This window comes from Shimia sp. R11_0 (assembly GCF_017744035.1).
GTDB lineage: Bacteria > Pseudomonadota > Alphaproteobacteria > Rhodobacterales > Rhodobacteraceae > Shimia > Shimia marina.
Window position 1 is genome coordinate 719463 of record NZ_JAGHQY010000001.1, and the last position, 21182, is coordinate 740644.

Annotated in this window: 26 protein-coding genes; 19 read left to right on the top strand and 7 right to left on the bottom strand. The window is 57.6% G+C overall.

The features are described 5' to 3' along the window. Positions 1-14: 14 nt before the first annotated feature. Positions 15-368, top strand: coding sequence for a hypothetical protein (locus J7382_RS03280; RefSeq protein WP_058241198.1), 354 nt, complete (start codon positions 15-17; stop codon positions 366-368). Between the two features lie 153 nt (positions 369-521). On the opposite strand, the gene J7382_RS03285 is transcribed toward J7382_RS03280, so the two are convergent. Further along, positions 522-1694 carry a MalY/PatB family protein gene (locus tag J7382_RS03285; RefSeq protein WP_209067095.1) on the bottom strand — a complete coding sequence of 391 codons (1173 nt, stop codon included), beginning with the start codon at positions 1692-1694 and terminating at the stop codon, positions 522-524. Positions 1695-1816: 122 nt separating this feature from the next. Between J7382_RS03285 and def (J7382_RS03290) the strand changes: the two genes are divergently transcribed. From def (J7382_RS03290) to J7382_RS03310, 5 genes are read left to right on the top strand one after another with little or no spacing between them, the layout of a single operon-like run. Next, complete coding sequence (gene def, locus J7382_RS03290; protein WP_209067096.1) at positions 1817-2329, top strand: peptide deformylase; 513 nt, start codon at positions 1817-1819, stop codon at positions 2327-2329. Then, positions 2326-2817 carry a peptide deformylase gene (gene def, locus J7382_RS03295; protein WP_209067097.1) on the top strand — a complete coding sequence of 164 codons (492 nt, stop codon included), beginning with the start codon at positions 2326-2328 and terminating at the stop codon, positions 2815-2817. Before def (J7382_RS03290) ends, def (J7382_RS03295) begins: the two co-directional genes overlap by 4 nt. Continuing rightward, complete coding sequence (def, locus tag J7382_RS03300) at positions 2814-3308, top strand: peptide deformylase (RefSeq protein WP_209067098.1); 495 nt, start codon at positions 2814-2816, stop codon at positions 3306-3308. Before def (J7382_RS03295) ends, def (J7382_RS03300) begins: the two co-directional genes overlap by 4 nt. Before the next feature lie 24 nt (positions 3309-3332). After that, entirely contained in the window at positions 3333-4241 is a 909-nt protein-coding gene (fmt, locus tag J7382_RS03305; protein ID WP_209067099.1) for a methionyl-tRNA formyltransferase, read from the top strand. Positions 4242-4250: 9 nt separating this feature from the next. Further along, positions 4251-4487 (top strand): hypothetical protein, encoded by a 237-nt coding sequence (locus J7382_RS03310; protein ID WP_209067102.1) that lies wholly within the window; start codon positions 4251-4253, stop codon positions 4485-4487. A gap of 21 nt (positions 4488-4508) precedes the next feature. Here the strand turns inward: J7382_RS03310 and rnhA are convergent, their stop codons facing one another. Genes rnhA through J7382_RS03330 form a run of 4 tightly spaced genes read right to left on the bottom strand, consistent with a single transcriptional unit; the run spans position 4509 to position 6659 of the window. After that, positions 4509-4961, bottom strand: a complete 453-nt coding sequence (rnhA, locus tag J7382_RS03315) for a ribonuclease HI (RefSeq protein WP_209067104.1) — start codon at positions 4959-4961, stop codon at positions 4509-4511. Next, a complete protein-coding gene (locus J7382_RS03320; RefSeq protein WP_209067106.1) occupies positions 4954-5559 on the bottom strand; it encodes a class I SAM-dependent methyltransferase in 606 nt (201 codons plus the stop codon). Before J7382_RS03320 ends, rnhA begins: the two co-directional genes overlap by 8 nt. Further along, entirely contained in the window at positions 5556-6170 is a 615-nt protein-coding gene (locus J7382_RS03325; RefSeq protein ID WP_209067108.1) for a LysE family translocator, read from the bottom strand. The genes J7382_RS03320 and J7382_RS03325 overlap by 4 nt, the downstream gene beginning before the upstream one ends. Before the next feature lie 24 nt (positions 6171-6194). Continuing rightward, the gene (locus J7382_RS03330; protein ID WP_058241109.1) at positions 6195-6659 is read right to left on the bottom strand and encodes a DUF3429 domain-containing protein; all 465 of its coding nucleotides are present in this window, start codon (positions 6657-6659) and stop codon (positions 6195-6197) included. A 205-nt stretch (positions 6660-6864) separates the two neighbouring features. Here J7382_RS03330 and J7382_RS03335 point away from each other — a divergent pair, with 205 nt between their 5' ends. Then, positions 6865-7350: a cytochrome c gene (locus J7382_RS03335; RefSeq protein WP_247744787.1), complete on the top strand. Its 486-nt coding sequence runs from the start codon at positions 6865-6867 to the stop codon at positions 7348-7350. A gap of 140 nt (positions 7351-7490) precedes the next feature. Here the strand turns inward: J7382_RS03335 and J7382_RS03340 are convergent, their stop codons facing one another. Continuing rightward, positions 7491-8066, bottom strand: a complete 576-nt coding sequence (locus tag J7382_RS03340; RefSeq protein ID WP_058241110.1) for an NYN domain-containing protein — start codon at positions 8064-8066, stop codon at positions 7491-7493. A gap of 51 nt (positions 8067-8117) precedes the next feature. On the opposite strand from J7382_RS03340, the gene folK reads away from it, so the two are divergent. The 12 genes from folK to era all read left to right on the top strand — a co-directional run bounded on the left by folK (position 8118) and on the right by era (position 20995). Continuing rightward, positions 8118-8780 carry a 2-amino-4-hydroxy-6-hydroxymethyldihydropteridine diphosphokinase gene (gene folK / locus J7382_RS03345; protein ID WP_348539995.1) on the top strand — a complete coding sequence of 221 codons (663 nt, stop codon included), beginning with the start codon at positions 8118-8120 and terminating at the stop codon, positions 8778-8780. Between the two features lie 75 nt (positions 8781-8855). Further along, positions 8856-9209, top strand: coding sequence for a DNA-directed RNA polymerase subunit omega (rpoZ, locus tag J7382_RS03350; protein WP_058241112.1), 354 nt, complete (start codon positions 8856-8858; stop codon positions 9207-9209). Between the two features lie 27 nt (positions 9210-9236). Continuing rightward, positions 9237-11372, top strand: coding sequence for a bifunctional (p)ppGpp synthetase/guanosine-3',5'-bis(diphosphate) 3'-pyrophosphohydrolase (locus J7382_RS03355; RefSeq protein WP_209067112.1), 2136 nt, complete (start codon positions 9237-9239; stop codon positions 11370-11372). A 21-nt stretch (positions 11373-11393) separates the two neighbouring features. Further along, entirely contained in the window at positions 11394-12050 is a 657-nt protein-coding gene (locus J7382_RS03360; protein ID WP_209067114.1) for a DUF2062 domain-containing protein, read from the top strand. A gap of 115 nt (positions 12051-12165) precedes the next feature. Then, positions 12166-12912 carry a pyridoxine 5'-phosphate synthase gene (locus tag J7382_RS03365; protein ID WP_247744788.1) on the top strand — a complete coding sequence of 249 codons (747 nt, stop codon included), beginning with the start codon at positions 12166-12168 and terminating at the stop codon, positions 12910-12912. A 38-nt stretch (positions 12913-12950) separates the two neighbouring features. Continuing rightward, positions 12951-13538, top strand: a complete 588-nt coding sequence (locus tag J7382_RS03370; protein ID WP_348539996.1) for a LysE family translocator — start codon at positions 12951-12953, stop codon at positions 13536-13538. A 5-nt stretch (positions 13539-13543) separates the two neighbouring features. Further along, entirely contained in the window at positions 13544-13957 is a 414-nt protein-coding gene (acpS, locus tag J7382_RS03375; protein ID WP_209067121.1) for a holo-ACP synthase, read from the top strand. Positions 13958-14056: 99 nt separating this feature from the next. Then, positions 14057-14896, top strand: a complete 840-nt coding sequence (lepB, locus tag J7382_RS03380) for a signal peptidase I (RefSeq protein ID WP_209067124.1) — start codon at positions 14057-14059, stop codon at positions 14894-14896. 7 nt (positions 14897-14903) lie between these two features. Next, positions 14904-15584: a ribonuclease III gene (rnc, locus tag J7382_RS03385; protein ID WP_209067126.1), complete on the top strand. Its 681-nt coding sequence runs from the start codon at positions 14904-14906 to the stop codon at positions 15582-15584. Positions 15585-16019: 435 nt separating this feature from the next. Beyond that, on the top strand, positions 16020-18944 hold the full coding sequence (locus J7382_RS03390; RefSeq protein ID WP_209067129.1) for a Hint domain-containing protein: 2925 nt from the start codon (positions 16020-16022) through the stop codon (positions 18942-18944). An 11-nt stretch (positions 18945-18955) separates the two neighbouring features. Continuing rightward, positions 18956-19987 (top strand): hypothetical protein, encoded by a 1032-nt coding sequence (locus tag J7382_RS03395; protein ID WP_209067131.1) that lies wholly within the window; start codon positions 18956-18958, stop codon positions 19985-19987. 99 nt (positions 19988-20086) lie between these two features. After that, positions 20087-20995 carry a GTPase Era gene (gene era, locus J7382_RS03400; RefSeq protein WP_209067134.1) on the top strand — a complete coding sequence of 303 codons (909 nt, stop codon included), beginning with the start codon at positions 20087-20089 and terminating at the stop codon, positions 20993-20995. On the opposite strand, the gene J7382_RS03405 is transcribed toward era, so the two are convergent. Further along, complete coding sequence (locus J7382_RS03405) at positions 20976-21152, bottom strand: hypothetical protein (protein ID WP_158500709.1); 177 nt, start codon at positions 21150-21152, stop codon at positions 20976-20978. The genes era and J7382_RS03405 overlap by 20 nt on opposite strands. Positions 21153-21182: the final 30 nt, after the last annotated feature.

Below are 21182 nucleotides of genomic sequence, written 5' to 3' on the forward strand. Positions count from 1 at the left end.
CTATGGAGACGCCCATGTCCACGTATTTTTCTGCCGAAGTGCAGGCCGGCATCGACGCCGCACGCAAGAAAGCTCAGAAACAACGCCATCGCCTGCGGGTGGAGGCGGATGGACAGAGTGTGCGTGTGCTGCGCTTTCTGGAGGATGGCTTCACGCTGGATGCACAAACCGCGCCGCAGCTGCGCGGGTTGGTGAACCTCTATGATGGCAGCAAACATCTTTATCAGTGTCTGGTCATCGCGACCGATGAGGAAGATGGCGAAATGCACTATGAGTTCAAGAGGTTCACCCCCGCGTCAGATCAGGCACCGGTGGATTTCTATCGCGGTGAAACTGTGCCGGCCGGATTGCTGGACCGTCCCAACTGATCTCGACACTAGGATGTGGCGCTTTGCAGAGGTCTTGCGCCTCAGGCTCAGCGCAGCTGAGCCACGCCCAACGGGGCGGGCCCATCCTGGATGGGCCCAAAGCGGCGGGAGCGCCGCCGCTCTGAGAGGTCCAAACGTTTGAGCCCAGAAGGCTTACTGCAGATCGGCGAAGGCAGCGCGCAGGCGTTGAGCCGCTTCTTCCACCCGTGCCCGTGGCGTGGCGATGTTGAACCGGAGATAGCTCTCGCCGCCTTTGCCAAAAGTGGTGCCGTGGTTGACGCAGATGCGGGCGTCTTTCTCGACCCGCCGGGTGAATTCTGCGCGCTCCATGCCGGTGTCGCCGAAATCCACCCAGCTCAGATAGGTCGCTTCCAGTGGCATGGAGGCCACGCCGGGGATCTCGGCAATCGCCGCATCCAGAATCTTGCGGTTGGTGTCGAGATAGCTGATCAGCCCATCCACCCAGGCCGCACCCTCCGGCGAATAGGCCGCCTCCGCCATGAACAGGCCAAAGCTGTTGGGAGAAATGCCAAGCGCGGCCATGCGCGCGGCAAATTTTGACCGCAACGCCGGGTCTGGAATGATCACATTGCCTGAATGGCTGCCTGCAATATTGAAGGTCTTTGTGGTGGCCGTCATCATCACCAGCCGGTCCAGAATACTCGGATCCACATTGGTCATCGGAATATGTGTGTTGCCCGCATAGACCAGATCATGGTGGATCTCGTCTGACACCAGAATCAGGTCATGGCGTTTGCAGAAATCCGCCACGCCCTGAAGCTCTTCGCGGGTCCAGACGCGCCCCCCCGGATTGTGCGGGGAGCAGAGGATGAACATGGTCTCATGCCCTTTCATCTGCGCATCCCAAGCGTCAAAATCCATCTCATAGCGCCCATTGGTCAAGGCCAGAGGACATTCGATCACCTCACGGCCCGCCGCCTCAATCACGCGGGCAAAGGCGTGATAGACCGGCGTGGTCAGGACCACGCCCTCGCCGGGTTTGGTGAAGCTGTCCACGCAAAGCCCGGTACCGTTGACCAAACCATGGGTGGTGAAAATCGACGCAGGATCCACCTCCCAATTGTGGCGGGTTTTCATCCACCAGCAGATCGCCGCGCGATAGGCGCTCTCATCGCCATAATAGCCATAGACCCCCTGAGACTGCATTTTGCCAATGGCATCGCTCACACATTGGGGAGGGCGGAAATCCATATCCGCCACCCACATCGCGATTCCGTCATCGGCCGGCACGCCATAGAGCTGCTCCATCATGTCCCATTTCACGGAATGGGTGCCAAAACGGTCGATGATTTCATCAAAATTCATGGGGGGCGTCCTTTGTTAACATCGCAAGCCACGCTAGCGATTTGCGTCCCATGTGCAACCCTGCCCATGGCCTGTTGCGCAAGCCCGTTGCGTGTAAGGCCCGACTGCCCTAGATGAAGGCCATGATCAAACCAATTCTCATCCACCCCGACCCGCGTCTGAAGAAAATCTGCGCCTCTGTGCCTGATCTCAATGATGATCTGCGCAGGCTGGCCGACGACATGCTGGAAACCATGTATGACGCGCCGGGCATCGGTCTTGCGGCACCGCAGGTGGGTGTGCTGGAGCGGCTGATCGTGATGGATTGCGTCAAGGATGGCACGCCAGAGCCCATGGTGATGTTCAACCCCGAAGTGCTGTCCAGCTCCGAGGATCTGAATGTCTATGAAGAAGGCTGCCTCTCCATTCCTGAGCAGTTTGCCGAGGTCACCCGCCCGGCAGAGGTGCGCGTGGGCTGGATTGATCAGGATGGCAACCCGCAGGAGCGCGATTTTGATGGGCTCTGGGCGACCTGCGTGCAGCATGAAATTGACCATCTCAATGGCAAACTCTTCATCGACTATCTTGGCCCGATGAAGCGCCAGATGATCACCCGCAAGAGCCAGAAAATGAAGCGTGAGCTGGCGCGCGGATGAGTGTTCTTCCGCTGGTCTTCTATCCAGATGCGCGCCTGTCTGAGGTTTGCGCGCCTGTGAACGACGAAGACCTGCGCCCCCTGATTGCCGATATGTTTGACACCATGTATGCCGCCCCGGGCCTTGGCCTCGCCGGGCCGCAAGTCGGGGTCATGAAACGGCTCTTTGTGATGGATTGCACATGGAAAGAGGGCACGCGCACCCCCATGGCTTTTCTCAATCCTGAAATCATCACGCAGAGCGAGACCGTGGAGAGCCTTGAGGAAGGCTGCCTCTCGATCCCCAACCTGATGGTGCCGGTTATTCGCCCCACAGGGATCACAGTGCGGTGGACAGATGAGCTTGGCCGCGCGCATGAGCGTGATTTTGACGGCTTTGAAGCCCGCTGCATTCAACATGAAATGGACCATCTCGCCGGTCGCGTGACGCTGGATCACCTATCCGAAACCGCCCGCACCGAGATTTTGCAAGGATATACCACCCCATGACCGTTCGCCCCTGCCTGCCATGGCCAGACAAACGCCTGCGCACTGTTTCCGACCCTGTGGCGGAGATCACCGATGAGGTCCGCCAAGTCTGGGATGATCTGATCGACACCATGTATGCCATGCCCGGTGTCGGCATGGGGGCAAACCAGATCGGTGTGCTCAAGCGCCTGATCGTGGTGGATGCCACCGAAGAGGGCAATCAGGCCATCCGCATGGCCAACCCCGAAATTCTGCATGCCTCCGTGCAGCCGCGTGAGCATGAAGAGGCCAGCCCGAACCTTGTTGGGGTGTCTGCCAAAATTTCCCGCCCGCGCGCCGTGACCGTGCGCTATATGGATGAGCATGGCGCAACCGTGGAGAAGGATTTTGTCGGTCTCTGGGCCACCTCTGTGCAGCATCAGATCGACCACATCAACGGCAAGATGTATTTTGATCATCTCAGCAAAACCAAACGGTCCATGCTAATCAAGAAGGCGCAAAAGCGCCGCTGACACAAAAGAGCAGGAGAGACAGAAATGCGCATTCTTTTCATGGGCACCCCGGAGTTTTCCGTCTCCGTTCTTGATGCATTGGTAGAGGCAGGCCATGAAATCGCCGCCGTGTTCTGCCAACCCCCACGCCCCGCAGGCCGTGGCAAGAAAGACCGCCCAACCCCGGTGCACGCCCGCGCGCTAGAACTGGGTCTTGAGGTGCATCACCCCACAACTCTGCGCAACGATGAGGTGCAGCAAACCATCCGCGACCTCAAAGCAGATGTTGGGGTTGTTGTGGCCTATGGGTTGCTTCTGCCGCAAGCGGTGCTTGATGCGCCGACACAGGGCTGTCTCAACATCCACGCGAGCCTGCTGCCGCGCTGGCGTGGGGCCGCGCCGATCCATCGCGCGATCATGGCCGGGGATGCGGAGACCGGCGTTTGCATCATGCAGATGGATGCAGGGCTTGATACGGGCCCTGTGCGCCTGCGCCGCGAAATCGCCATCGGGGCAGAAGAAACCACCGCGCAGCTGCATGACCGGCTTGCGGTCTTGGGGGCGACAGCCATTGTTGACACATTGGGCGCGCTGGCGGATTTGCCTGCAAAACCACAGCCTGACGACGGCGTGACCTACGCTGAAAAGATCGACAAGTCAGAGGCCCGCATCGACTGGTCAGCGCCCGCCATTGAGGTGGATCGCAAAATTCGCGGCCTGTCGCCGTTTCCCGGCGCATGGACTGAAATTGATGGACAGCGGGTGAAACTGCTCGCATCGCGCATTGCCGAAGGGCAGGGGCAGGCTGGCACATTGCTTGATGAGGCGTCGCTCACTGTGGCCTGTGGTGACGGGGCTGTGCAGCTTCTGCGTCTACAGCGGGCCGGCAAAGGCGCGCAGGATGCGGATATCTTCCTGCGGGGCTTCCCGCTCACCAAAGGTCAGACACTGTAAGGACGCAGCATGTTTTTCGCATTTTTCGGCACCATGGTGATTGCGGGCATCATCGGCTACGCGGCTGAACGCAGCGGGTTCACCCGCAATGGTTACATCCCGTCGATCATCATCTGCATCGGCGGGGCGTTCCTGTTTTTCATGGTGAGCCGCATGTTTCACATCGGCTTTGGCAGCCCCGGTCTGAATGCAATTGTCGCTTCCATCGGCGCATTGATCATCGTGCCGACCCATTATCGCAAATAGCGCTGTCTGCCTTTTAACAGCTTACTTTTTGAACGGGGCCATGCCTGCGCGCGCCAGCTCATCGGCACGCTCGTTCTCCGGATGTCCGGCGTGGCCTTTGACCCATTCCCATGTCACCTGATGGCGCGCCTGCGCCGCATCCAGCCGTTGCCACAGCTCGACGTTTTTCACAGGCTTCTTGGCTGATGTTTTCCAGCCGTTTTTCTTCCAGCCGAAAATCCAGCCGGTTACACCGTTTTTGACATAGGTGCTATCGGTCACAACGGTGATGGTGCTGGCCCGTTCCAGCGTCTCAAGCGCCATGATCGCGGCCATCAACTCCATCTTGTTGTTGGTGGTTTCCGGTGCGCCACCGGACAGATCCCGTGATTTGATCACGGTGTCGCCATCCTTGGCCTGCAGCAACACACCCCAGCCTCCCGGACCCGGGTTTCCAGAACATGCGCCATCGGTATATGCAATCAAATCAGCCATGGGCGGTCAGTATGACAAATGTGTCGTCACTGCCAGCCAATCCTTTGCCGTTGCCGCGCCTTTTTCGGATGACGGTAAAGCCGGCGGCCTCCAGCAGGTCGATCAATTCGGCCTCGCCATAGTAGCTGTAAAACCGCCCCAGACCGTCTCGCGCCTCTGCCGTACCAAGCTTCATGCCGATGTGAAACGCGCCGCCGGGTCTGAGTGCGCGATATATCCGCGCCAGATGGGCAGGGAAATCCGCGCGTGGCGCGTGCAGCAGACTGAAATTGGCCCAGATCCCATCATATCTGGCCTCTGCTGTCAGATCCTCAAACACCCCCACTGTCACATCCAGATCAAACCGCTCTTTGGCCAGCGCCGCCATTTCCGGGGAGGCATCCATAGCTTCGACCTGATAGCCTGCTTCCCGAATTTTGGCGGCCCATTGCCCGGGGCCACAGCCCAGATCCAGCACCAGTCCATTGTCAGGCAAAAGCTCAAACAGTGCTTTCAGATCGCTGAACTGATCAATGTCGCCCTCTGCCACTTTCCCAAAGCGCGCGGCATAATCCTCGGCGGCCTTGGCATAGACCTCCAGTGTCTCTTTATCGCTCATACCCGCTCCATCGCCAGCCGTCCCGCCAGCGCCACAAAAATCGCCGCAAAACTGCGGTTCAGCCAGGTCATCACGCGCTCACTGCTCAAAAGCACATCCCGCGCTTTGGCGGCAAACAGCCCATAGAGCACAAAAACGCCAAAGGTCATCACCATGAACACCCCGCCGAGCAGGGCCATCTCGGTGATGGCATTTTCTGGCACACCGCTCAAAAACGGGGGCAGCAGTGCGAGGAAAAATACCGAGAGTTTCGGATTTAGGATGTTGATCAGCGCCCCGCGCTGCGCGATCACGGCGCCCTTTTGCACTGCGCGTTCGGCACGCAGGCTTAAGGCACCGTCACTGCGCAGGGCTTGCCATGCCAAATAAAGGAGGTAGCTCACCCCCGCAAACTTCACGACATTGAAGAGCACAGCAGAGGTGTGCAGCACCGCTGCCAGACCCAATGTCGCGGCCAGCAGGTGAGGTAAAATTCCAAGGCTGCATCCCAGCGCCGCCCAAAGCGCAGCGCGTGGCCCTTGGCCCAACCCCATTGCCAAAGTGTAAATGACCCCTGTGCCGGGCGCGATGACCACAACAAAAGCGGTGAGTAGAAAATGAATTGATATCATTTGTTTAACCCATAGTTTTGTGGCTCACATCACCACCCCGATACCCAGACATAAGATCACAACGCTGGTCAGAAACACGCGCAGCTGCATCCACCAGGGGGGTGTGAGGCCCCATTTGAAGAAACAATAGTCCAGCAATAGCAGGCCAATGAAGCCAGAAATCAGATTGCTGGCCGCGCCTGTGGGGCCGCCGCCCGTCATGAAGAAGGCCCAGAGCGCAGGAATTACAGAGAGCGCATAGCACAGGGTCGCCTGCCTGCCGTCCGCCTTGGTGGCAAACCCCCAGAGCACGCCAGACATAAAGCTCAAGATAACCGAGCCATAAAAAAGCTGAATATAGGGCCCGACAAACCTTGGCCCCAAAACTTCGGTGCCCCAAAGCGCAAGTGTGTCGTTCAGGTAGGTCAGTGCGCCCCAGACAAAGGGAATGAGCCCAGCTGCGCCCAATATGAGGGCGGCGGTAGGAATGGTGATCTTCTGATGCGTCATGGCCGCTGTCTCCTGGGTCTGTTCTGTCGCTTTTCCTACCCGGGGACTTCATTTGACTTAAAATATCCCGGGGGAGTCGCACCTGTGCGACGGGGGCTGGCCCCCGCCTTTGCGCCCTCAGGGGTAGAGGTTTCACATCGCTGCGTCCAGTGCTTGACCTTCCAGCAGGGGAGGCTGTTAGCGAGTGGAAAACAGGATGGAAATCATGATGAAACACTTGCATGCCTCCGTGCTCAAGCGCACGGGAATGATCCTTGGCCTTGTCTTGATGGGCGGTGCTGTCTGGCAGTTTGGTCTGCGCCCTTCCAATGCAGAAGCGGCGCAAGTTGTGCTGCCCTATGACAAGGCGGAAAACGTGGCCCGTGGCGCAGAACTTTATGCGGAGAATTGCGCGGTATGTCACGGGGCAAAGCTTGAAGGCGCACCCAATTGGCGCCAGCGTGACGCTGATGGTCTGCTGCCTGCGCCGCCGCATGACTCCAGCGGCCATACCTGGCATCATCCTGACGCCATATTGTTTGCCATCACAAAATTTGGCACCGAACAGGTGGTAGGGCAGGGGTATCAAAGCAATATGCCCGGATTTGGTGATGGTCTCAGTGATCAGGATATTCTTGATGTTCTGGGATATATCAAAAGCACGTGGCCCAGTCGTGTCATCGATACGCACAATCAGATAAACGGCTCCTGAAAACCGCTCGTTTCTTGTTGCGCGCGCTCCAGTGCGGGGCGCCGCCCAATCAGTTGCGCGAATGCTGGCGTAAACAAACAAAAAGCCGGGGTGCTTGTGCATCCCGGCTTCTGCCACTCAATGATGATCCATCCCCAGGATCAGTCGTCTGCCAGTTCCGCTTCGCGGCTGTGTTCAGGCATTGGATCGCGCGGTGGGCGGCCGATCACTTCACGCAGCCCGTCTAGCTCGATGAAGTTGTCCGCCTGACGTCGCAGCTCATCACTGATCATTGGGGGCTGGCTGCGGATCGTGGAGACCACGGAGACACGCACGCCCTGACGTTGCAGGCTTTCCACCAGCGGTCTGAAATCTCCATCCCCAGAGAACAGAACGATGTGGTCCACATGTGGCGCCAGTTCCATTGCATTCACAGCCAGCTCAATGTCCATGTTCCCCTTGACCTTACGGCGCCCCTGAGCATCCGTGTACTCTTTCGCCGCTTTGGTCACCATGGTGAAGCCGTTGTAATGCAACCAATCGACCAGAGGTCGTATTGGCGAATATTCGTCATTTTCCAGTAGCGCTGTGTAGTAGAATGCTCTCAGCAGCTTGCCGCGGCGCATGAATTCCTGCCGCAGAAGCTTGTAGTCGATATCGAATCCGAGCGACTTTGCGGCCGCGTATAGATTCGAACCGTCTATGAACAGCGCAAGCCGTTCGTCTTTGTAAAACATCAAAATGTCCTTTCTAAGCCTGCCCCGTCTGGAATGTCCCGTGAGTGTAATTTGAGTGGACGAAGCAGTGTCGCTAAAATAATCATATTTTTCGCGCTCGCAAGCGCTGCGAAGAATTCTTGCAGTAACGCACCTCATTTCACGGAGAAGAAAGTGCCTAATTTCGGTCTATTGGCTCTTGGTGGTAATTTGCCTTCTGAATTTGGTTTTCCCGACCAAACCATTGCACGCGCAATTATGCAATTGAATTGTAATGGTATTCATCTTCGCGCAATTAGCCGATTCTTTCAAACACCTTGTTTCCCGGCAGGAGCAGGGCCCGATTATGTGAATGCCGCAATCACAATTGAGAGCGATTTGATGCCGGAAAATTTACTGGCGCGCCTGCATGAAATCGAAGCCTCTTTTGGTCGTGAGCGCACATTACGTTGGGGCACTCGCCCTTTGGACATTGACCTGATCGCCTACGGAGATCTGGTGCGCCCAGATTTTGAAACGCAAACCGCTTGGCGCGACTTGCCTTTGGAAGAACAGGTGAAATCAACGCCGCAGGAGTTGATTCTTCCCCATCCGCGCATGCAGGAGCGGGCCTTTGTTCTGGCCCCTCTGATGGATGTGGCTGCGACGTGGCGTCACCCGGTTTTGGGGGGCACGGTGGCAGAATTCTATGCACAATTGCCGCAAAGCGCGCGGGATGAAGTGCGACCGCTGTGAATCTTGCTTGTCAAGGGGTGCAATCCCGCGTAGATACACGACTTCCGACCAGATCCATAACGAATGGAGTGCCCGATGGCCCGCGTGACCGTTGAAGACTGCGTAGACAAAGTCCCCAACCGCTTTGAGCTGGTGATGCTTGCGTCCCACCGTGCCCGTGAGGTGTCCGCTGGCGCCGCGATCACTCTGGATCGTGACAACGACAAGAACCCTGTGGTGGCCCTGCGTGAAATCGCAGAAGAAACCCAGACCGCTGACGAGCTGCGCGAGCGTCTGATCGAGGCCAACCAGAGCCAGATTGAAGTCGATGAGCCTGAAGAAGACCGCATGGCACTTCTGATGGGTGCTGAGGCGGATGCCCCCGCTGAGGATGACATGTCCGAAGAGAAGCTCCTGCGGGCCCTGATGGAAGCGCAAGGACAGGGCTAAGCCCTACGGAACTATAGGTGGGCGCCAATGATCCCTGCTGATGACCTTATCAATTTCATTCGCGCCTACAATCCGAAGACAAACGCTGATCTGATTCGCGCGGCCTATGAATTTGGCCGCGACATGCACGACGGGCAGTTTCGTCATTCCGGTGAGCCCTATTTTTCCCATCCCATCGAAGTTGCCTGGATCATGGCGGAGCAGCATCTGGATGATGCCTCCATCATCACGGCGCTTTTGCATGACACCATCGAAGACACCAAAGCTTCCTACGATCTGGTTGCAGAGACCTTTGGCGGCGAGGTTGCCGGGCTTGTGGATGGTGTCACCAAGTTGACCAATCTGCAGCTGTCCTCCTCTGAGACGAAACAGGCTGAAAACTTCCGCAAGCTGTTCATGGCCATGTCCAAAGACCTGCGGGTGATTTTGGTGAAGCTGGCCGACCGGTTGCACAACATGCGCACGATCAAGGCGATGCGCCCGGCAAAACAGGCGCAAAAAGCACGTGAAACCATGGATATCTATGCGCCGCTGGCCGGACGCATGGGGATGCAGTGGATGCGCGACGAGCTCGAAGATCTTGCGTTCAAGGTGCTCAATCCAGAAGGTCGTGCGTCGATCATGCGCCGCTTTATCACCCTGCAGAAGGAAACTGGTGATGTGATTGAACGCATCACCAATGACATGGTGCAGGAACTGGCCGATCATTACGTGCCGGGTGACGTGGTGGGGCGTGCGAAGAAACCCTATTCGATCTGGCGTAAGATGCAGGCGAAGGATCAGGGATTTTCGCGTCTGTCCGACATTTACGGCTTTCGTATCATCACCGATTCTGAGGACAGCTGCTATCGGGCGCTTGGGGTGATCCACCAACGCTGGCGGGCGGTGCCGGGCCGGTTCAAGGATTATATCAGCCAGCCCAAGTCCAACGGGTATCGCTCTATTCACACCACTGTGTCAGGCCGCAATGGCCGCCGGGTGGAAGTACAGATCCGCACCCATCAGATGCATGATGTGGCCGAAACCGGTGTGGCTGCGCATTGGTCCTACAAGGATGGCTCGCGCGGCGAAAACCCCTTTGCGGTGGATCCGGTGAAATGGATTTCTGGCCTCACAGAACAGTTTGATGCCGAAGAAGATCATGAGGATTTCCTCGAAGCTGTGAAGCTTGAGATGTATTCTGATCATGTCTTCTGTTTCACGCCCAAAGGGGAGGTGGTGCAGCTGCCGCGGGGTGCAACACCGATCGATTTCGCTTATGCGATTCACACCCGCATCGGCCATGCCTGTGTTGGCGCCAAAGTCGATCATCGACGTGTGCCGCTTTGGACACGCATCAAAAACGGCCAGTCGGTGGAGATCATCACCGCCGAAGGTCAGATGCCGCAGGCCACATGGTTGGATATCGCCAAAACCGGCAAGGCCCGCACGGCGATTCGCCGGGCCCTGCGTGAGCTGGATCGGGAACGTTATGTGAAGCTGGGCGCAGAGCTGGCACGCTCCGCTTTTGAACACGTCGGCAAAAAAGCCACCGACAAAGTGCTCGATCTGGCTGCCAAACACCTACGTCTGAAAGAGCGTGATGAGCTCTTGGCGCGACTTGGCTCTGCTGAATTGACAGCCCATGAGGTGTTGCAGGCCGTTTACCCGGATCTGGCACCAGAAAAGACCGACGAGGTTGCGGCAGAGCGCGCGGTGATCGGTCTGTCTGATGATCAGAGCTTTCAGCGTGCCCCCTGCTGTCAGCCACTGCCCGGCGAACGGATTGTCGGGATCACCTATCGTGGGCAGGGCGTTGTGGTGCATGCCATCAACTGCGACAGTTTGTCCAACTATGAAGACCAGCCGGACCGCTGGCTCGACCTGCATTGGCATGCAGGCAAGCACAAACCGATCTATACGGTGCAATTGCTGGTCACCATCGGCAATGACGCCGGGGTACTGGGGCGTATTTGCACATTGATTGGCGAGAATAAGGCCAATATCTCTGACCTCGAGTTCGTGGACCGGAAACCGGATTTTTACCGCCTTCTGATCAGTGTGGACCTCGGCGACGCCGAACACCTGCACAAGCTGATGCTGGCTTTGGAAGCGGAAACTGACGTGGCCGAGATCGAACGCTATCGAAATCCTGACAGGGCCCGCGACGCGCTGGCACCCTGACACAGCCGAGGACAGAACCCCGTGGTATTCAAGCGCCGCGATAGAAGGCCTTTTCTCCGTATTCTCGGTGAGTTTTTCTATCCCCGCGGTGGATGGGGACGCGCTGCGCGCTATGTGCAGCACCGGCTGCGGCGGCTGCCCGGCTCTCCTGAAACCATTGGGCGCGGTATTTGGGCCGGGGTCTTCACCACGTTTACCCCGTTTTACACGATGCACTTCGTGGTGGCAGCGCTGTTGTCGCGCATCCTGGGGGGCAACCTTCTGGCGGCACTGCTGGCGACCTTCTTTGGCAACCCGTTGACCTATCTGCCGATTGGCATTGTGTCGCTGAAAACCGGACACTTCCTGCTGGGCACTGAGTTTGAAGAAGGCGACACACAGTCGCTGGGCGGTAAATTCGCCAATGCCGGAGCGGATCTGTGGCACAATTTCTGGACGCTTTTCACCGATGATGTCGCCGATTGGCACGGGCTCAGGGTTTTTTATGACGAGGTGTTCTTTCCCTATATGGTGGGGGGCATTTTGCCGGGTATTATTGCCGCGACCGTTATGTATTACATTTCTGTGCCTCTGATCCGTGCCTATCAGAAGCGTCGATCTGCCAAATTTGCCGCGCGCATTGCCAAGGCCCGGGCCATGGCCGAGGAGCGGGCGGCCCATGTTCACGCCGACAACTGACCCCCATCACGTTTTTTGATCATAAAAGCGGTTTTCCTTGTGGCACCGCCGTCATAGGGTCCATGCAAAGACATTGGGCCAATGCAAATCAGGCCAAGGCATAAGGAGAATGAGCATGCTGCGTCTTGGGGTGAACATCGATCACGTGGCCACCGTGCGCAATGCCCGCGGGGGTGCCTACCCTGATCCGGTGCGCGCGGCCAAACTGGCCGAAGAGGCGGGGGCAGATGGCATCACCGCGCACCTGCGCGAAGACCGCCGCCATATTGTCGATGCCGATATTGATGCCTTGATGGAGGCGCTTTCGGTGCCGCTTAACTTTGAAATGGCCGCCACTGACGAGATGCAGGCCATTGCCCTGCGTCACAAGCCTCATGCGGTTTGCATTGTGCCGGAAAAGCGGGAAGAACGCACGACCGAAGGCGGTTTGGATGTGGTGCGAGAAGAGCACAAACTGGCTGCATATATCGCCCCTTTGCGTGAGGCGGGCTCCCGTGTGTCGATTTTTATCGGCGCAGAGAAACCCCAGATCGAAGCTGCTGCCCGTATCGGTGCTGAGGTCATCGAATTGCACACAGGCGCCTATTGCGACTTCCACGCAGAGTGCCGGTTTGACGAACGCGATGCAGAACTTGCACGGCTCACCGAAATGGCCACTTTTGCCCAGTCTCTTGGGTTAGAGGTGCATGCCGGTCACGGGCTGACCTATGACACGGTACAACCCATCGCAGCCCTGCCGGAGGTGATGGAGCTCAACATCGGGCACTTCCTGATTGGGGAGTCCATTTTCCGCGGGCTGGATCCTGCCATCCGCGAAATGCGCCGCCTGATGGATGCTGCGCGGACCGGTTCCACGGGATGATCACACCTGAATTCATAGCGATCTGGATAGCCTGGCTTATGGCGGGCGGTTCTCCGGGGCCGGCCACCATGGGAATCGCTGGCACCGCCATGTCCGCAGGCCGCCGGTCTGCATTGGCCTTCGCGCTCGGCATTCTGGCAGGCTCCGCCAGTTGGGGCATTGCTGCCGCGCTTGGTTTGTCTGCTGTGATGCTTGCGAATGTCTGGGTGTTTGAAATTCTTCGCTATGCGGGGGCCGCTTATCTCGGATGGCTGGCGCTTAAGGCGCTCAAACGCGCGGTTGCCAAAGACACAGCCGCCGCCGCAGGTACGCCATTTTCAGGCAGCGCACGCAGCCTTTTTGCCAAGGGCGCCGCGATCCACATCACCAACCCCAAGGCAATCCTCAGCTGGGCCTCGATCTATGCCATCGTTGCGCCTGCCGATGCCACACCCGTAACACTCTTCGGCTATTTCGGCCTGCTTTATGTAGGCTCGATTCTGATCTTTATCGGCTATGCATTCCTGTTCTCTTCAGAAAAAGTCGTTCGGGGGTACCGTCGCGCATCTCGTTGGTTTGATCTCGCGTTTGCGGGTTTTTTCGGCTTTGCAGGCTACAAAATCCTGACCGCACGGTTGCAGGGGTAAGTGTTATGATCCTCGGTATCGGCAGCGATCTTGCCAATATTGACCGCATTGCAGGCACCATCGACCGTTTTGGGGCGCGCTTCAAAAACCGCGTGTTCACCGATGTAGAACAGGCCAAGGCTGAGCGGCGGCGGGACAGCGTCGGCACCTATGCCAAGCGCTGGGCCGCCAAAGAAGCCTGTTCCAAAGCGCTGGGCACGGGGCTGGCCATGGGGATCAGCTGGAAAGACATGGCGGTCAGTAATCTGCGCAGTGGACAGCCGGTTATGGAGGTCACCGGTTGGGCCAAAGAGCGGCTCGCTGAGATGACCCCTCCGGGCCATGAGGCGATCATTCATGTCACTCTGACGGATGATCATCCGTGGGCGCAGGCCTTTGTGGTGATCGAAGCCCGCCCAATCGCGCCAGAGTCAGCCTAAGACGCATAGGCAGGGGAGTGGTCGGGTTGACAGCCCGCGCTGACACCCGCATGTAACCCAAGACCAAAGCAGATTGGTGAAAAAGCGGAGAGTGACCTCATGGCCGAGAAAGCCAAAAGCGACAACGGTATCGTCGAGACCATCAAAACGATTTTCTGGGCGCTGTTGATTGCCGGTGTGTTCCGCACCCTGTTTTTTCAACCCTTCTGGATCCCATCCGGCTCTATGAAAGACACGTTGCTGATCGGAGATTTCCTCTTCGTCAACAAAATGACCTATGGCTATTCCTATGCCTCCTGCCCCTCTGTCCGTATTCCGGCTGTGGGCATCAATGTGGATGCCAAAGACATCTGTGGATGGCTTGGTGAGGGCAGCAATGAGCGCTTGTTTGGTGGTGAGCCTGAGCGCGGCGATGTGGTGGTCTTTCGCCATCCCGTCACTGGCTATGACTTCATCAAGCGCCTGATTGGCCTGCCCGGTGACAAGGTGCAGCTGCGCAATGGCGCGGTCTACATCAACGGTCAGGTGGTCAAGCGCGAAGATGGCGGTGTCTTTACCGAAGAATATGGCCCGCAAGGTCCACAACGTCACCGCCCGCGCTGTGAAAATGGCCCGGTTGGTGATGGCGGAGCCTGTGCCAAGTCACGCTATATCGAAACCCTGCCCAATGGTGTGCAGTACTCCACCCTGAACATCACCACGCAGGGATCGGACAACACCGGCATCTATACAGTTCCTGAAGGCCACTATTTCTTCATGGGAGATAACCGTGACAACTCCACTGACAGCCGCGTGCCACAATCCGCGCGTGGGGTGGGCTTTGTGCCTTACGAGAACCTGATCGGCCGCGCAGACCGCATCATGTTCTCCTCTGCTGGCCGTTCCATGTTTGCGTTCTGGACATGGCGCGGCGATCGGTTCTTCAAGGCGGTTGAGTGAGGCCAAAGTGAAACTATCCGCAGAGCTCAAAGCGCTGGAAATACGGCTGGGCCATAAATTTGCCCGCCCGGAGCTTCTGGTGCGTGCGGTGACACATTCGTCCATGTCTTCTGCCACACGGCAGGACAATCAGCGTCTGGAGTTCCTTGGCGATCGTGTGCTGGGTCTCGTGATGTCCGAAGCGCTGTTGGAGCATGACAAATCCGCCTCCGAAGGTCAGCTGGCACCACGTTTTAATGCATTGGTGCGCAAAGAGGCCTGTGCCGAAGTGGCCCGTGAGATTGATCTGGGCGCAGCGCTGAAACTGGGCCGCTCTGAAATGATGTCTGGCGGTCGCCGCAAACAGGCGCTGCTGGGCGATGCCATGGAAGCGATTCTCGCTGCGGTCTATCGCGATGCCGGTTTTGAGGTGGCAAAAGCGCTGATTTTGCGACTTTGGGGCAATCGTGTGACAACGGTTGAAGCGGATGCGCGTGATCCGAAGACCAGCTTGCAAGAATGGGCGCAGGCGCGTAAGTTGCCGCCGCCGTCTTATGAGCTGGTAAGGCGCTCTGGTCCAGATCATGCACCAGTGTTCACCATCGCGGTGAAGCTTCAGAACGGCGCCGTGGCAGAAGCCACTGATAGCTCTAAACGCAAGGCTGAACAGGCTGCTGCCAAGATGTTGCTCGCGCAGGTGAGCGGCTGACTGGATCTTAGATCAATTCAATTCGAATCAACGGGCGCATTATTGCCTTGCGCGGTATGCAACCTTTTGGAGTGGGGTGTGGGCTCTAGATTCCGAAAGGCTGCAACTCGCCCATAAATTGGTCTCTGGGAACGCATTTGTGACAGAATTTTAGCACGTCTTTAGCATATTGTCCTGCCATTAAGTGCGGTGGGCTTGAGAACTGAGCTGTCAAAAAACGTATCGCCACCAATCAAACACGCGCCAGAATAGCGCGCCGGTGGCAGGGAATTTAGACTAGGAGATGCTGCGATGTCAGGTGGTAGCGGTAGCGGAAGCGGTAGTGGTGGTCGAGGAAGAGGTCGACGGGGCAGCGGAAGTGGGAGCGGCAGCGGCAGTGGAAGCGGTGGCGGCGGTAATTCGCTCGGTCCCCTGAAGCTTGGTCCTGATGGCGTCGTGCGCGGCGGCAATGGCAATGACAATATCTTTCCGGGCTATCGCGATGGCGACGGGGATCGGGTGGATTCCAATGATGCCCGCCTGCCAACGGAAGGCGGCAACGATGACATCATCTATGCGAATGGTGGCAACGACACGGTGAATGCCGGATCTGGCAACGACTATGTCGATGCTGGCCGTGGCAATGATGTGGTGCGAGCTGGCTCTGGCAACGATGTGGTTGCTGGCAATGCAGGCAATGACACCATCGACGCCGGCACAGGCAACGACACGGTCTTTGGCGGTGGCGGCAATGACAGCATCACTGCTGGCGATGGCGGCGACCGCATTTATGGCGACAATAACAGTGGCAACACCGGCAACCTGATCAGCAATGGCAATTTCAATCAGGGCGGCGCAGGCTGGCAGCGGATCGATGGAAATGGCGATGGTGTTGCGCCGCACATTAATGGCGCTGTAAGTTTCAACAATGGCGGTCGCGCTGCGGGCAATGATGCCATTCAGCAGACCTTTGCGACCAACATTGGCGCAGAGCACACCGTCTCGCTGGATCTCTTTGAAAACAACAATGGCGCAGCCCATCACGGCTTCCGGATTGATGTGCTGGACGCCAATGGCAATGTGATTTCCTCGGAGTCCGTAGCGGTTCAGAACAACACCACACAAAAGGTCAGCTTCACCTTCACGGCAACCACCCCCAACACGACGCTGCGGATTATCAACACCACAGCCACGGGGGAGCATCACAGCAGTGACGGAAAAATCGACAACGTTTCTGTGGTGGAAACGCTCGACGTGGCCGGCAATGACACCATTGATGCAGGGTCCGGCAATGACTTCGTCGACGGTGGAGCAGGCAATGACTCGATTCTGGGCGGCCACGGCAATGACGAGATCTACGGTGGCCAGGGCAATGACACTTTGGATGGTGGCACTGGTAACGACTATCTTGAAGGCGGTGCTGGCAACGACGCGATCTATGGCCAGTCGGGCAACGATAACATCAAAGGTGGGCTCGGCCATGACACCCTCTTGGGTGGGATAGGCCATGACACGATCACGGGGGGCGACGGCAATGATTTCGTTGCTGGTGGCTTTGGCACCGACTCCATGGATGGTGGCGCTGGCAATGATACGGTGTCCTATGCAGACTCCTTTGGCACTGCGTCAGAGTTTGTAGAACTTGATCTGCAGGCGGGCACCGGGCGTTTGAACGGCGGCCCGACCGTTGAGACCGTGCGCAACTTTGAAAACGCAATTGGTGCGCGTGGCAACGACACGATCTCCGGCACAGACGGCGGCAACGTTATCAAGGGCGAAGGGGGCAACGACGTCATCGACGGGCGTGGTGGCAACGACACGCTTTCTGGCGGCGACGGCGATGATCTGGTCACTGGTGGTCAGGGCGTGGACAATCAGGATGGTGGTGCCGGCAACGACACCGTGTCCTTTGAGGGGGCCAACGGCAACGGCATTTCCCATGTCCGCTTTGACATGAACACGGATCAGGCCAAACTGGTCAATCACAACAATGTGGTGGTTGATTTTGAATCGACGACCAACTTTGAAAATGTCATCGGTTCAAGCGGCAACGACTGGATCACCGGCGATGGCGGTGACAATCGGATCGAAGGGCGCGATGGCAATGATCTGCTGCAAGGTGGCGGTGGCGATGACACGCTCGAAGGCGATCATGGCAACGACCTGCTCATCGGGGGCAGCGGCGAAGATGTGATCGATGGTGGCGTGGGGCATGACAGGCTCTTTGGTCAGACGGGTCAGGACACTTTCGTCAGCAGCGATGGCAATGATCAGATCGACGGTGGCTCTGAGCGGGATACCTATGTCAGTGACGATCCCACCGATGAACATGTTCATGCGTTCATCGACGATGCCGGAAACGGTCATGTGGATAAACTGGGCTCAGGCTATCGTGACACGGTCAAATCGGTTGAACACTATGTGGCCGATGAAACCGCCAATGATGACAAGATCACCCTGACCACGAACGTCACGGATGTCTCGACCATCACAGGACTGGACAGCAGCGCCGAAGGTGTCTTCACCTCCAGCAAGGGCCAGACCATCCAGTTTGGCGGGCAGGGCCAACCAACGCTGCGTGATATTCTCGATGGTAATGTGCAGGGTGTTTTCCCGCGCGGGACCTATCAGATCACTTCCGGCGATGAGAGTGGCCAGATTGGCAACATCTCCTTTGATAACTTCGAAGAGATCAACTTCACCGTTGTCTGTTTTGCAAGCGGCACCCGCATTGCAACGCCAGAGGGCGACCGTGAGATTGAGACGCTGAAGATAGGGGATAAGGTGCTCACGAAAGATCGCGATGCGCAGCCGATTCGCTGGATTGGCGCGCGGCATCTCTCTGCTGAAGAGCTGGATGCACATCCTAATCTCAAGCCGATCCGCATTTCTGCCGGGGCTTTGGGCATGGGTTTGCCGACCCACGATCTGGTGGTCAGCCCACAGCATCGTATCTTCATCAGTTCCCGTGTTGCCGAGCGCGTGTTCGGTCAATCCGAGGTGTTGATTGCGGCTAAGAAGCTGACAATGTTCCCCGGCATTGACGTGATCGAGGACAATCCTGATGGGGTTCACTACCATCACTTCCTCTGCGAAAACCACGAGTTGGTCTGGTCTGAGGGCACAGTGACGGAAACGCTCTTCACGGGCACTGAGGCTCTCAAGTCGCTGTCCACTGAAGCACGGGATGAGATCTTTGCGATCTTCCCGGAGCTTAAGACAGGGGGCGGCAATGGTGTGCCAACGGTTGCCCGCGCGACGCCCAAAGGGGCCAAGCTGCGCGAGTTCCTTGAGCGCATGCAGCGTAACCGCAAGGATCTGGTGACAGGCAGCGGCGTTGCACTATCCTCTGAGGGCGTACAAGAGAGCCGCCTCCAGTAATGAAGGACGTGATGACAGATCCAGACCATGTGGATCATGTTGGCGGGGTTGAGGTCTCTGACCTCATCTCCGCCACCGAAGACCTACTGGGGCAGCCGGTTTTGAAAGCCAGCTGTCCCGGTGGACGCGATCGTGCTGTTTTTCGGATGTTTCTGGAAGACCGCACTGTCATCGTTTCACGCCGTGACAACACCAAAGGGGCGGCACGTGAAAAACGCATTCTCGAACATCTGGCGCCGTTAACGCCGCATTTTCCGCAATTGCTTGGGGAGCGTGCTGGCTTCCTTTTTCAAACGGATATGGGACCGGTGAGCCTGGCCAATACCATGGGGGCTTTGCCAAAAGCCGAGCGTGGAGACTTGTTTGAGCAGGCGATTGTCTCGGTGTTTCAATATCAGCGACAGATCGGGCGTCCTGTGGCTGCAGCCGATGTGCCTGTGCTCTTTGCTCGCGCACAGGATCGCAGGTATTTTGTGGAAGGCCCGCTGCGCACTGCCGAAGTTTTTGGCGCGGCCCTGACCGGCTATGATCCCGCTGCCATCGCTGCAGAGTTTCTGCCAACCGATGCCTATTTTCTGAAGTGGGACAACCGCTTTGCCAATGCTGCCGTCTCCGATGCGGGTATCATCGGCTGGTTTGACTTCGAAGACAGCTTTCTGGGTGCTGGATATGAAGATCTCGCCTGGCTGGCGGCTGATGAGTATCACGCACTGCCCTTTGCTGAGATCTACCCGCGGTTTGTGCGCCGCATAGAAGAGGTGCATGGGGGGGCTGCCCCGCTTGTGTTGCGGCGCTTTCACCTGATGAGCAGCCTGTTGATTGCACTGCGCGTGCGCAGGATCGGGCGTCACCTTTGGAAGAAGGGGCGCTGGTACACCAAGCAGGAGATCGACCGCTCTGATCGCGTTGGGGCCCATCCAGACATGATGCAGGCGCTGCTTCTGCGGGGGCAGAATTTTGCTGCCATGGAAAAGGAGACTTGGGCGCTGACATCCATGTATCAGCAGATCCACGATCAGCTTCTGGCCGCGCGGTCAGAATAACCCTCAGCGCCGCTGGCGGCACTTCTGCTGGCACCGGCGTGTGTTTTGGGCTACAGACGCCACTTAACCAGCATTTGCTGAAACACTGAGGCTGTTGATATGACCACACGCGCCGGATTCGTTGCCCTGATCGGAGAGCCCAATGCGGGCAAATCCACGCTCACCAACCAGATGGTGGGGGCGAAGGTGTCCATCGTGACCCACAAGGTTCAGACCACCCGCGCCCGCATACGGGGCGTGGCGCTGGAGGGTGACAGCCAGCTTGTGTTTGTGGATACGCCGGGCCTGTTCCGGCCCCGCCGCCGTCTCGACCGCGCCATGGTCGCGGCTGCTTGGGGCGGTGCTGCGGATGCGGATATCATCGTGATGATGGTGGAAGCACACCGGGGCGTGACCAAAGGTGTCGAAGCCATTCTGGAGCAACTTGAAGAGATCGGTCAGGGCCGCAAAGTGGCGCTGGCGATCAACAAGATTGATCGGGTGAAATCAGACGTGCTTCTGGCGCTGACCAAAGATCTCAATGAGCGATTTTCCTTTGTAGAGACTTTCATGATCTCTGCGGAAAAAGGCCATGGCTGTGCTGATTTACGCAAATGGCTGGCAGCTCAACTTCCGGAAGGGCCGTGGCTCTATCCCGAAGATCAGATTGCCGATCTGCCCATGCGGATGATTGCGGCAGAGATCACACGCGAGAAGCTTACCCTGCGTCTGCATCAGGAACTGCCCTATCAGATGACGGTTGAAACCGAAAACTGGGAAGAGCGTAAAGACGGCTCCGCCCGGGTGGATCAGATGATCTACGTGATGCGCGATGGTCACAAGGGCATCGTTCTGGGCAACAAAGGCGAGACCATCAAGGCCGTTTCCAAGGCCGCCCGTGAAGAACTGGAAGAGTTCATGGGACGCCGTATCCACCTGTTCTTGCAGGTGAAAGTGCGCCCGAACTGGCTGGAAGAGAAAGAGCGTTATTCTGAGATGGGGCTCAACTTCAGCGACGGAAACGCATGAGCGCCACCATGCCCCAGACCACCGCGGCCACAGCCAAAAGCACGATGGCCATATGGGCGAGGGGCATGTCTTCCGGCGCAATCACGCCAGCGGCTTCCAGCCCGATCAACACAAGCGCTGCCAGAAACAGCAGACGCACCAATAGGGGTGTTTTCAATTCTGGTCGCACAACTAAGACCTTTCTTAA

Coding starts and splice junctions, on each gene's coding strand:
- J7382_RS03280 (WP_058241198.1), top strand. CDS start 15: ATGTCCACGTATTTTTCTGCCGAAGTGCAGGCCGGCATCGACGCCGCA.
- J7382_RS03285 (WP_209067095.1), bottom strand. CDS start 1,694: ATGAATTTTGATGAAATCATCGACCGTTTTGGCACCCATTCCGTGAAA.
- def (WP_209067096.1), top strand. CDS start 1,817: ATGATCAAACCAATTCTCATCCACCCCGACCCGCGTCTGAAGAAAATC.
- def (WP_209067097.1), top strand. CDS start 2,326: ATGAGTGTTCTTCCGCTGGTCTTCTATCCAGATGCGCGCCTGTCTGAG.
- def (WP_209067098.1), top strand. CDS start 2,814: ATGACCGTTCGCCCCTGCCTGCCATGGCCAGACAAACGCCTGCGCACT.
- fmt (WP_209067099.1), top strand. CDS start 3,333: ATGCGCATTCTTTTCATGGGCACCCCGGAGTTTTCCGTCTCCGTTCTT.
- J7382_RS03310 (WP_209067102.1), top strand. CDS start 4,251: ATGTTTTTCGCATTTTTCGGCACCATGGTGATTGCGGGCATCATCGGC.
- rnhA (WP_209067104.1), bottom strand. CDS start 4,961: ATGGCTGATTTGATTGCATATACCGATGGCGCATGTTCTGGAAACCCG.
- J7382_RS03320 (WP_209067106.1), bottom strand. CDS start 5,559: ATGAGCGATAAAGAGACACTGGAGGTCTATGCCAAGGCCGCCGAGGAT.
- J7382_RS03325 (WP_209067108.1), bottom strand. CDS start 6,170: ATGATATCAATTCATTTTCTACTCACCGCTTTTGTTGTGGTCATCGCG.
- J7382_RS03330 (WP_058241109.1), bottom strand. CDS start 6,659: ATGACGCATCAGAAGATCACCATTCCTACCGCCGCCCTCATATTGGGC.
- J7382_RS03335 (WP_247744787.1), top strand. CDS start 6,865: ATGATGAAACACTTGCATGCCTCCGTGCTCAAGCGCACGGGAATGATC.
- J7382_RS03340 (WP_058241110.1), bottom strand. CDS start 8,066: ATGTTTTACAAAGACGAACGGCTTGCGCTGTTCATAGACGGTTCGAAT.
- rpoZ (WP_058241112.1), top strand. CDS start 8,856: ATGGCCCGCGTGACCGTTGAAGACTGCGTAGACAAAGTCCCCAACCGC.
- J7382_RS03355 (WP_209067112.1), top strand. CDS start 9,237: ATGATCCCTGCTGATGACCTTATCAATTTCATTCGCGCCTACAATCCG.
- J7382_RS03365 (WP_247744788.1), top strand. CDS start 12,166: ATGCTGCGTCTTGGGGTGAACATCGATCACGTGGCCACCGTGCGCAAT.
- J7382_RS03370 (WP_348539996.1), top strand. CDS start 12,951: ATGGCGGGCGGTTCTCCGGGGCCGGCCACCATGGGAATCGCTGGCACC.
- acpS (WP_209067121.1), top strand. CDS start 13,544: ATGATCCTCGGTATCGGCAGCGATCTTGCCAATATTGACCGCATTGCA.
- lepB (WP_209067124.1), top strand. CDS start 14,057: ATGGCCGAGAAAGCCAAAAGCGACAACGGTATCGTCGAGACCATCAAA.
- J7382_RS03395 (WP_209067131.1), top strand. CDS start 18,956: ATGACAGATCCAGACCATGTGGATCATGTTGGCGGGGTTGAGGTCTCT.
- era (WP_209067134.1), top strand. CDS start 20,087: ATGACCACACGCGCCGGATTCGTTGCCCTGATCGGAGAGCCCAATGCG.